This window comes from Aliiglaciecola aliphaticivorans, from assembly GCF_054782055.1.
This window is the reverse complement of the sequence record NZ_BAAGTF010000010.1, coordinates 314,447-325,306: the sequence shown is the minus strand read 5'-3', so window position 1 is coordinate 325,306 and position 10,860 is coordinate 314,447. Positions and strand designations below refer to the sequence as shown.

At 39.4% G+C, this 10,860-nt stretch carries 11 protein-coding genes; 9 read left to right on the top strand and 2 right to left on the bottom strand.

Annotated elements, in window-relative coordinates:
- Positions 1 to 326: 326 nt before the first annotated feature.
- From ACYVIL_RS06815 to ACYVIL_RS06775, 9 genes are all read left to right on the top strand, one after another.
- Positions 327 to 449: a hypothetical protein gene (locus tag ACYVIL_RS06815; RefSeq protein WP_348492986.1), complete on the top strand. Its 123-nt coding sequence runs from the start codon at positions 327 to 329 to the stop codon at positions 447 to 449.
- 35 nt (positions 450 to 484) lie between these two features.
- Positions 485 to 1,021, top strand: a complete 537-nt coding sequence (gene apt / locus ACYVIL_RS06810) for an adenine phosphoribosyltransferase (RefSeq protein WP_460311990.1) — start codon at positions 485 to 487, stop codon at positions 1,019 to 1,021.
- A gap of 6 nt (positions 1,022 to 1,027) precedes the next feature.
- A complete protein-coding gene (gene dnaX / locus ACYVIL_RS06805; RefSeq protein ID WP_460311989.1) occupies positions 1,028 to 3,670 on the top strand; it encodes a DNA polymerase III subunit gamma/tau in 2,643 nt (880 codons plus the stop codon).
- 28 nt (positions 3,671 to 3,698) lie between these two features.
- Positions 3,699 to 4,025 carry a YbaB/EbfC family nucleoid-associated protein gene (locus tag ACYVIL_RS06800; protein WP_303473391.1) on the top strand — a complete coding sequence of 109 codons (327 nt, stop codon included), beginning with the start codon at positions 3,699 to 3,701 and terminating at the stop codon, positions 4,023 to 4,025.
- A 10-nt stretch (positions 4,026 to 4,035) separates the two neighbouring features.
- Positions 4,036 to 4,635 (top strand): recombination mediator RecR, encoded by a 600-nt coding sequence (gene recR, locus ACYVIL_RS06795; RefSeq protein WP_303473393.1) that lies wholly within the window; start codon positions 4,036 to 4,038, stop codon positions 4,633 to 4,635.
- A 199-nt stretch (positions 4,636 to 4,834) separates the two neighbouring features.
- Positions 4,835 to 6,757, top strand: a complete 1,923-nt coding sequence (gene htpG / locus ACYVIL_RS06790; RefSeq protein ID WP_460311988.1) for a molecular chaperone HtpG — start codon at positions 4,835 to 4,837, stop codon at positions 6,755 to 6,757.
- 250 nt (positions 6,758 to 7,007) lie between these two features.
- On the top strand, positions 7,008 to 8,168 hold the full coding sequence (locus tag ACYVIL_RS06785; protein ID WP_460311987.1) for an AI-2E family transporter: 1,161 nt from the start codon (positions 7,008 to 7,010) through the stop codon (positions 8,166 to 8,168).
- A 166-nt stretch (positions 8,169 to 8,334) separates the two neighbouring features.
- On the top strand, positions 8,335 to 8,979 hold the full coding sequence (gene adk, locus ACYVIL_RS06780; RefSeq protein ID WP_303473399.1) for an adenylate kinase: 645 nt from the start codon (positions 8,335 to 8,337) through the stop codon (positions 8,977 to 8,979).
- Positions 8,980 to 9,058: 79 nt separating this feature from the next.
- Positions 9,059 to 9,445 (top strand): MAPEG family protein, encoded by a 387-nt coding sequence (locus tag ACYVIL_RS06775; RefSeq protein WP_303473401.1) that lies wholly within the window; start codon positions 9,059 to 9,061, stop codon positions 9,443 to 9,445.
- 85 nt (positions 9,446 to 9,530) lie between these two features.
- On the opposite strand, the gene ACYVIL_RS06770 is transcribed toward ACYVIL_RS06775, so the two are convergent.
- Both ACYVIL_RS06770 and lepB read right to left on the bottom strand, forming a co-directional pair.
- Positions 9,531 to 9,983 carry an Hsp20 family protein gene (locus ACYVIL_RS06770; RefSeq protein ID WP_303473404.1) on the bottom strand — a complete coding sequence of 151 codons (453 nt, stop codon included), beginning with the start codon at positions 9,981 to 9,983 and terminating at the stop codon, positions 9,531 to 9,533.
- A 178-nt stretch (positions 9,984 to 10,161) separates the two neighbouring features.
- Positions 10,162 to 10,806 (bottom strand): signal peptidase I, encoded by a 645-nt coding sequence (gene lepB / locus ACYVIL_RS06765; RefSeq protein ID WP_460311986.1) that lies wholly within the window; start codon positions 10,804 to 10,806, stop codon positions 10,162 to 10,164.
- Positions 10,807 to 10,860: the final 54 nt, after the last annotated feature.

The following is a 10,860-nucleotide window of genomic DNA, read 5'->3' as shown; positions in this document are numbered from 1 at the left end:
TTTTTAGCTCAACGGATATTGCTACATAAACGTTTTAAAGTCACAGCAGCAATGCTCCTAGCAGCGCAAAATGCGCTACTCAAGGAAACAATATGTGTATAAAAAATGTGGGGAGCCTACAGGCTTCAGCCCGTGGAAAACATAACGGAGATAATATAGTAATATACAAAGGCGGTACTTCTAAAAACTACAGAGGGATAGGGTTATCAATTAAGCGTTTGATTATGATTCAACAATTGCCGCTCTAAGTCGATTAGCCCTATTAATTTAGGCTAGTTTGCATTACTATTTAGCGCTTCTAAATTAGGATTAATTGGAGTTTATAAATGCAAGATCAAAGTTTTGAGAAAGACCCCTTTAGTTGGACATATTTATTGGTGGCGCTTGTTGTCCTACTGGCACTTCCTCTTTTACCTGCGATTGCTGGTTGGCTTACGTTTTACTTATAAATCCAAGAACTAAGCGAGCCACTAAGAGGAAGTTTGTGTCAGCTGAATATATAAAATCAATCGTAAAAACCGTCCCTGATTATCCTAAACCGGGGATATTATTTCGTGACGTAACATCAGTATTAGAAGATCACACTGCATTTTCCAGCAGTATTGCTTTGTTACTTGAAAAGTTCGAACCACTTAAGTTTGATAAAATTGCAGGAACTGAAGCCCGTGGTTTTTTGTTTGGAGCGCCACTAGCCATTGAAATGGGAATAGGTTTTATCCCTGTCCGCAAACCAAATAAATTACCGCGTGAAACTATTTCAGAATCATACGAATTGGAATATGGAATGGACATGCTTGAGATCCATTCTGATGCAATTAAACCAGGTGAAAAAGTTTTGATGATAGATGATCTGCTTGCTACTGGCGGTACCATGGTTGCAACAGCGAATTTGATTCGTAAACTCGGTGGAATCGTTGAACATGCCGGTTTTATTATTTCTCTTCCTGATTTGGGAGGCGAAGAAAAACTAAATGCCCATGGCGTTCAATGTCATTCTTTGTGTGATTTTGATGGTGAATAACGTCTAATGGCTTATCAAGTTCTTGCGCGTAAATGGCGACCTAATCGTTTTTCGGAATTAGTCGGACAAGAACATGTTGTCACAGCAATATCGAATGCCTTAGATAATAATAGACTCCATCACGCATATCTTTTTACCGGGACTCGTGGGGTCGGTAAAACCACAATAGCACGCATATTTTCTAAAAGTCTGAATTGTGAAACGGGATTAAGCGCTAACCCGTGCGGGGAATGCCATACTTGTTTGGACATTGAAAGTGGTCGTTACGTTGATTTGTTGGAAATCGACGCTGCATCTAGAACAAAAGTAGAAGATACGCGAGAGTTACTCGATAATGTTCAATATAAACCAACACGTGGGCAGTTTAAGGTATATTTAATCGATGAAGTGCATATGTTGTCTAAACATAGTTTCAATGCACTTTTAAAAACCCTAGAAGAGCCGCCTCCACACGTAAAGTTTTTACTCGCAACAACAGATCCGCAAAAGCTACCTGTAACTATACTGTCCCGCTGTTTACAATTTAATCTGAAAGCGTTATCTCGGGAGCAAATTACTCAACAGCTAAGTTATATACTTTCTGAAGAAGATATTGTTAGTGAACCACAAGCATTATCGCAATTGGCGCGAGCAGCACAAGGGAGCATGCGTGATGCGTTGAGTTTGACTGACCAAGCCATAGCGCAAGGAGATGGTAAGGTAACAAATACCATAGTGACTGATATGCTAGGTCTAATGGACAAGGGCCAGATTGTTAAACTTCTACATACAGTTTTTAACAATGAGCCACCTCAAGTCATGGCGCAAGTCGAATCAATGTCACAGCAATCTGTTAATTATGAACAAGTGCTAGCAGAGTTAATGAGTTTGTTGCATCAAGTTGCGCTAACTCAGTTTGTGCCAGAGGCCTGTAAACTGGAAACGGTATCAGCGCGAGCAGTTTATCAGTTGGCAAAAATGTTACCTCCAGAACAGGTTCAACTAGCTTATCAAATTGCGTTGCAAGGAAAGAAAGATATTATACATGCAGCAGATGCGCGCATTGGTTTGGAAATGACTCTGTTACGGATGTTAGCATTTAATCCTGCACCAATTTCATTATCGATTGGAGAGACTAACAACCTAGCTACCCAAGAAAATTTAACATCTTTACCCGTGAATAGCGGCCTAGATGAAAAAAAAACGGTTGAAAATGTCGACTCTAACAATAAAGAGGTAGTGGAGGGGCTTTCAGCTCAACAAGTTGATATCATTCGCCAAGCTAATAGTTTAGGCGCACCGCAACCAGAGCATACAAAATGCCCAGATAGCGAGCATAGCAAACCAATAGGATCACCCCAGCAAGATTCTACCACTAGAGTAGTTGCAGAAGAGGCTATCAAGCAAAGAAGTAATACTGACCTAGAACATGACGACAAAGCTATAGATCCCGATACCCAATCAAGCCAATACCCCTATGAAAATTCAGATGTCTATCATCAAGAGTTTTTACAAGAACAAAGCAATTTAGCTGATTTTCATGAAGACAACAGCGCCCAACGTTTGTATGAAGGTGAGGTTAATAGTGTAGTCAATGCTGACACTGGTGCTTTGCAATCTGAAGCGCAAAACTCTAATGTTCCTTTATCTACCAATTCCTTATCAGCGACGGAAAACCTTATCGCCTTAAAGCAAAAGCTTTCTAAGTTAGAAGTGGCTTCACAGGAAGAGGAAAAAAAAGAAAATAAGTCGACAGAAGATTTTATACCCTCGCGGTTTAAACCTCAAACCAGCGAAACCGGTGCTGAAGCTCAAATTACCGATAAAAAACAAGAGACTTCTACACCGCAAGTCACAGAATTAAAGCAACCGAATAACCAGGTTTCAGATGCACCAAATCCTAATGTACAAGCAGGTGCTCAGGTCGAAACTGAGTCAATGGCAGGCAATACATATAAAGCCCCTGATACATTTGAGCCTAAATCTAGTAGCAACATACAAGACCCTAACAACGCAGATGCTGCTAGCAATGCTCCGGATAACAGTAATGATAAAACTAAAGTGGAAAGTGTTTCTAATGAAGTACAATTTCAAGATTCTCCACCTTGGGAACACGAAAACTCCGACTTTGTACAATCTGATAATAGCAGTGAACAAAACCTACAAAGCCAGCAAACTGACCTAGAGCCCGAAGATGAGTTCGATCCCATGGCACACCTTAATGAGCCCATAGAAGTGAATGTTGACTTTGACGTTCCTGCATTTCTTGAAAATGGGGAAAAGGTGACACATTCCAAGCAACTGGATACATGGAGTCAACTCATTGAACAAATGCAGGTTACTGCGTTAACTAAACAACTAGCGTTACATTCTTCTTATGAAAAAAATGATAACCGTGTGACCTTGAAGTTGTTAGATTCGAAACCACATCTAGATACTGAAACTGCTAGAAGTCAGTTACAACTGGCTTTAAGTAATCTTTTTCAACAACAGATTGAGCTACACATTGAGCATAGTCAGCCAATAAGTACGCCATTTGCGGTGCAACAAACCATTAATCAGGTAAGAATGCAGCACGCGAAAAATGTTGCGGAAACCAACCCTGAGATAAATAGGTTAAAAAATACATTTTCTGCGCAGGTGATAGAATCTAGTATCAAACCTCGCTAATTTAATTTACTAATGAGAGAGAATATTTATGTTTAAAGGTGGTATGGGAAATATCATGAAGCAAGCGCAACAAATGCAAGAGCGCATGCAAAAATCACAAGAAGAATTAGCTTCAATTGAAGTCACTGGTGAGTCTGGCGCAGGTTTGGTTAAAGTTACTATGACCTGTAATCACAACGTTAGACGTGTCGATATCGATCCATCCTTAATGGAAGATGATAAAGAAATGATCGAAGATCTTGTCGCGGCTGCCATTAATGATGCTGTTCGTCGTGTGCAGGAAACCACAAAAGAAAAAATGGGTGATGTAACAGGTGGAATGCCTTTACCGCCTGGCTTTAAGATGCCGTTTTAAGAAAAAATAGATGCAATACAGCCCACTAATAACTGAACTAATCGCGGCTTTGACTCATCTTCCTGGCGTGGGCAAAAAAAGTGCTCAACGGATGGCGTTTCATTTGTTAGAGCGCAATCGAGAAGGCGCCTTAGAGCTTAGTAACGTGCTTCATAATGCAATGGAGCATGTTCAGCATTGTCAGTCGTGTCGTACTTTTACTGAGGCCAGTTTATGCGACATTTGTAGTAACCCAATTCGTGAAGAAGTTGGGCAATTGTGTATTGTCGAGTCACCGCAAGATGTGATTGCGGTTGAACAAACCTCCGAGTTTAAAGGGCGTTATTTTGTTTTGATGGGGCATTTGTCGCCAATAGACGGAATAGGCCCGAATGAAATTGGCTTGAACGAATTAGAAGTGTTGCTTAACTCTGGAAAGTTTAAAGAAGTTATCCTAGCGACAAACCCCACTGTTGAGGGGGAAGCTACTGCTCATTTTATTGCTCAAATGTGTAAGACTAACGGTATTTCTGCTACTCGTTTGGCTCATGGTATGCCCGTGGGGGGGGAGCTTGAGTATGTCGATGGAAATACCTTGATGCACGCATTTACGGGTAGGCGAGTTATTTAAGCTATTGTTATTAATCTGACTCAAATTAGATTGTTTTACTTACTCGCGTCTTTCATCCCTCTAGAAATGCCCACTTTTAAATATTCTGCGACATTTTACAAATTTCTTGATAATAAATTGTATTGTTTGCTTGAAAAGAAAGTAAACGACCTTATCTCCTAAGCCTAGAAGCAAAACGGTTTATAGGAGAAATTTGTTTATGGCTGAAACAGCTCACCAAGAAACTCATGGTTTTCAAACTGAAGTAAAGCAATTACTTCAATTGATGATTCATTCACTTTATTCCAACAAAGAAATATTCCTTCGTGAATTAGTTTCAAACGCTGCTGATGCTGCAGATAAATTGAGATTTAAAGTCCTTTCAGATTCGTCACTTTACGAAAATGACAGTGATCTTTGCGTTAAACTCAGTGCAGATAAAGAAGCGGGTACTATCACAATTTCAGATAATGGAATTGGTATGAATAAAGAAGATGTGATTGAACATCTAGGTACCATCGCTAAATCGGGCACCAAAGAATTCTTTAATAATTTGTCCGGTGACCAGTCAAAAGACTCACAGTTAATTGGTCAATTCGGTGTTGGGTTCTATTCAGCTTTTATTGTAGCTGATAACGTTGTTGTACGTAGCCGAGCTGCTGGTGACAGCGCAGACAAAGGTGTTGAATGGCAATCTGCAGGTGAAGGTGAATTCACCGTTAAAGACATCGAAAAGGCCGACCGTGGAACCGAAATCATTCTGCATTTACGTGATGAAGAAAAAGAATTCGCAGATGACTGGCGACTTCGCTCAATTGTCACTAAGTACTCAGAACACATTGGTATTCCTGTAAAAATGTGGAAAGAAGAAGTTGCTGAGTCAGAAGGTCCCGATGGTGAAAAAATTCCTGCTCAACCTGGTGAGTGGGAAGCCGTAAACAAGGCTAGTGCGCTTTGGACACGAGATAAGTCAGAAATAAGTGACGAAGAATACAATGAGTTTTATAAGCACGTTTCTCATGACTTCACAGATCCTTTGTTGCATTCTCATAACAAAGTTGAAGGTAAAACAGAATACACTAGTTTGCTTTATATTCCGTCAAAAGCGCCTTTCGATATGTGGAATCGTGATCAAAACCATGGTTTGAAACTCTATGTTCAGCGCGTCTTTATTATGGATGATGCAGAGCAATTTATGCCTGTTTACCTGCGTTTTGTGAAAGGTTTACTAGATTCAAACGATTTACCATTGAATGTATCTCGTGAAATTCTTCAAGACAACAAAATAACTCAGGCTATTCGTCAGGGTTGTACTAAACGTGTTCTGCAAATGTTAGAGCGTTTATCGAAAAATGATGCAGACAAGTATCAGTTATTCTGGAAAGAATTTGGCGGTGTGCTAAAAGAAGGCCCTGCAGAAGATCATGCTAATAAAGATAAAATTGCTGGTTTATTGCGTTTTGCATCGACTCATAACGACAGTGATGCGCAAACAGTTTCTTTAGAAGATTATATTGGCCGAATGAAAGAAGGTCAGGATAAAATTTACTTTATTACAGCAGATAGCTATCAAGCGGCCAAATCTAGTCCGCACTTGGAAATCTTCCGTAAAAAAGGTATTGAAGTCTTGTTAATGGGCGACCGTATTGATGAATGGTTGATGTCGCACTTAACCGAATTTAATGAAAAATCCTTCCAATCTGTCGCCCGCGGTGCGCTAGATTTGGGTGATTTGGAAGATGAAGAGAGTAAAAAAGAGCAAGAACAAGCTGAAAAAGAAGTTGAAGGCGTATTAGAACGTGTGAAGACTGCCTTAGGCGACAAAGTGGTTGATGTTAAATTTACTCATCGACTCACTGATTCACCAGCTTGTATCGTGACTGATGAACAGGGAATGTCTACTCAAATGATTAAGCTAATGCAGGCAGCAGGTCAGCCGGTACCTGAAGCGAAGTATCATTTTGAGTTGAACCCTGAACATCAATTAGTGAAGTTACTCGCTGATTTGCAAGATGAAGGTCAATTTGAACAATGGGTTGAGGTGTTATATGACCAAGCTGCGTTGTCAGAGCAGGGCAGTCTAAAAGATCCAGCAAGCTTTGTTCAAAACTTGAATAAGTTATTGATTGATCTAGCTAAGTAATATTTAAGTTTAGTGCAAGCTGACGTCTAAGCTTGCACTATTCTACAGATTATTACGCTTTAAAGAATCCGGTGAGTCTTTCTCACCGGATTTTTTGATGTTTACAAGATGCAAAGGGAATTAATACTAAATAGCTAGCCTTGAGGATTTGATGGTACAATTTTATTTTCTGCACCTAAGTAAACGCGGTCAAAATTGCTGACGGCGAGTAAACACGCTAAGTGTAAATTAACACAATTAAGGTTGCTCTGTGACAGATACTTCTGATAATCAACAAGTGTTAGATGGAGGCGCTAATCTAAAAACTCCAACGGCGATGAAATCATTGCAGTGGTTGTTAATTCTAGCGGTCTTTTATACTTTATATTTTGCCCAATCTTTACTAATCCCCATTGTCTTTACAGTGCTCACGGCTTTGCTACTGAGCCCTTTGGTAAACTTTTTTAAAAAACTACATATTCCTCGTCCTATTTCTGCAATTGTATTATTAGTGATGTTAGTGGCACCTTTTAGCTTCCTAGGTTCACAACTAGCTGAACCTGCGCAAAGGTGGGCTCAGCTAGTACCAAAACTCTCAGTTCAGTTAAGCGAACAGATAGACAGTATGAATGAAGCATTTTCTAAACATGAAACCCTGGCTAAAAAGCAGGCGGATGAAAGTAAGGAAGGTAGCGGTTTTAGCTTTTTTGACTGGTTTAAAAGCGAGACACCTAAACCTACAACAGACCTTGAGCAAAGTGTTGTAAAAGAACATATAAAACAAGGCGGTATCGAGATGCTGTTGTCTGTTTTGGGAGCAACGCCTACATTTATAGGTCAATTATTGGCAAGCCTAATATTGATTTTGTTTTTACTTATTTTTGGTCCGTCTTTATTTTCTGTTTTCATCAATGATTTCCCTATCGTCAAAAACAAAAAACGAACCGTATATTTGGTTACAAAAATTCAGCAAACTTTGTCTCAATATATTGTGACTATTAGTATTATCAATTCGGCATTAGGTCTGTCTACTGCAGCTATTCTATATTTTTTAGGGGTACAAGACGCGTTATTGTGGGGGGCTTTAGTCGCGCTGCTTAACTTTGTACCTTACGTGGGCTCTGTTATTAGTTTAATTATTTTATGTTTGGCAGGTACAGTTCAATATGGTTTTGAATTGGTTGCGTTAATGCCAAGTGGGGTCTTCCTCACTCTAAATATTATTGAATCGCAATTCATTACCCCAGCGGTTCTTGGACGTAATATGCAAGTAAACCCTCTGGTGATTATATTATGGCTACTCACGCTGGGATGGTTATGGGGAATATTAGGTGTGTTATTAGCAGTCCCCATTTTGGTGTGCATTAAACTGACAATTGCACAAATCGGAATTTTGCCCCACTGGTTAAAATTAATAGAGGCAAAAGGTTAAAATTCAACCGTTTATCCCCTAATAAGTTGTTCAAGCAAAAAACTTACATACTTATTTCTAATTTTTATAAGACTTTAGGGGGAGTCTGCTTTGATATTCTTGTATACCAGCAAATGAATGTGTAGAGTTGCGGTTGGATTGAATTTTAACTATGAGAGGACACGGCATGCGCATTATTCTTCTAGGCGCGCCTGGTGCTGGTAAAGGCACACAAGCCCAATTTTTGATGGGTAAGTATGGGATTCCACAAATCTCAACAGGCGATATGCTCAGAGCAGCTATAAAAGCAGGAACCGAGCTAGGTCTCGCTGCAAAGAAAGTTATGGACGAAGGTAAATTAGTTTCTGATGAACTGATTATAGGGTTAGTGAAAGAGCGCATTACCCAACCTGATTGCGAACGCGGTTTTTTATTAGACGGTTTCCCTCGCACTATTCCACAAGCTGATGCTATGAAACAGGCTGGTATTAAAGTCGATTTTTGCATAGAGTTTGATGTAGCTGATGATGTAATCGTAGAAAGAATGGCTGGGAGACGAGTTCATCCTGGTTCAGGTCGTGTGTATCACGTCTCATATAATCCTCCTAAAACTGAAGGTAAAGATGATGTTACGGGTGAGGATCTAGTCATTAGACCTGACGATGAAGAACAAACGGTACGTAAACGTTTGACTGTTTATCATGAGCAAACCAAGCCATTGGTTGATTATTATTCCGCTGAAGCTCAGTCAGGAAACTGTGAATACATCAAAATCGATGGTACGCAAGCTGTTGAAGCCGTGCGTGAACAGCTGGCTGCAAAGCTAGGGTAATCCCGCACTGGAAACTGTAGTAAAATAGTTTAGACTTAAAGCCCACAATATTGTGGGCTTTTTTAATTTAGGAAAGGATATGAGTACACCAATTACCGCGTTTTATGCTGGTCTATTAGGGATCACATTTTTTTATCTTTCTATTTTGGTTATTCAACAACGTCGCGGTCGTAAGGTGAGTTTAGGGGATGGTGGTGACAGTCATTTTTTAGGTATTATCAGAGCACATGGCAATTTCGCTGAATATGTTCCATTAATACTTATTTTGCTCTTAGTCGCTGAGCTTAACCAGGCCCATCATCTTATATTGCACAGTATCGGAACCTTGTTGTTGTTAGGGCGAATCATCCATGCTTATGGCCTACGACATCACGTGGGTGTGAGCTGGCAACGCTTGTGGGGAATGCTAATGACTTTTGCAGCGCTTGTTGGTGCATCTGTATTGAATATTTTAACCTTGTATTAGTCGATTTTAAATTATTTAAACGTAGTAGAGCTCATAAAAAACGGCGTCCAAAGACGCCGTTTTAATTTTTTGAATTGAAAACTAACTATTCAGATTTATTTTCGATATAGCTGTTTTCTTTACTGCCTATTTCAATTTTTCTAGGCTTTTTCGCTTCCGGAATTACGCGTTCAAGCTCAATATGCAACAGACCATTTTGCATATCCGCGGATAGTACTTTCACATGATCTCCAAGCTGGAATTTTCTTTCAAAGTTTCGCTCTGAAATACCCTTGTGAAGGAACTTACGATCGCTTTCTTTTCCTGGAAGTGTACCTGAGACTTTTAAGGTATTTTCCTGAGTCTCAATGGTAATATTTTCTTGGGAAAATCCTGCCACTGCCATAGTAATTCGATACTTGTCTTCTTCTAACAACTCGATATTGTATGGCGGATAGGTTGTTTGTTTTTCACTTTGTGAAGCAGCATCAATCATAGATGCTAAGTGATCAAAACCGATAAAAGAACGATAAAGTGGTGATAAGTCGATGTTACGCATAGTCATATCCTCGCTATTAAGCAATATGTTAAATTTTAAATTGTGCCCCGAATCTTCGGCGGCGGTATTAGTTGTCGACCCTTTCGGCGCCGACAACTTAAATATGTGGTGGAGCAATAGATTTTCAATAGGAAAAATTTAAAAAAATTAAAAATAATTTATAACTATCTGATTTTTATCAATTTAAATCTATAAGATTTCTATTGGCTTTCGGTAGGTAATAGTTGTCTTTATCCAAAGAAGCGATCACCTTTGTCGCTTTCCCTTGTAATTCTTGAGCACTTACGAAACCAAAATAGCGAGAATCACGACTGTTATTTCGATTGTCACCCATTACAAAATAGTAGCCTTGCGGAATTTCCATATTAGCAAAACTGTCTTTACTGTGCGGAACAGATTCAAATTGCACTAAATGATTAACGCCTAATAAATCCTCAGTGTAGAAGTGACTTTGTCGTGCCTTTGCATATTGAATTCGTTGCCCGTTAATTATTAATTGATTGTTGAGCATTGAAATTTGATCACCCGGCAATCCAACAATGCGTTTAACCAATCTTTCTTGGGCTGCAATCGAGTTAATGGTAACGATATCTCCTCGTTCGGGAGAACCTGTTTGTACCAAAGGGATATCGGTAAAAGGTAACTCTATGCGATAGGCCATCTTATTGACTAAAATGCGATCACCGACTTCTATTGTGGGTAACATTGATCCAGAAGGAACATGATACCAGTCAGCTAAACTACTTCTTGATGCGAACATTAAGCAAATAAACAAAATAAAGCCCCAGTTCTCTTTGCATAGGTTAACTATTGTTTGTTTCATCACAACGCTCCTAATTTAACTATCGTTATTAAGGTTTTAGATTAGTTATTTGAT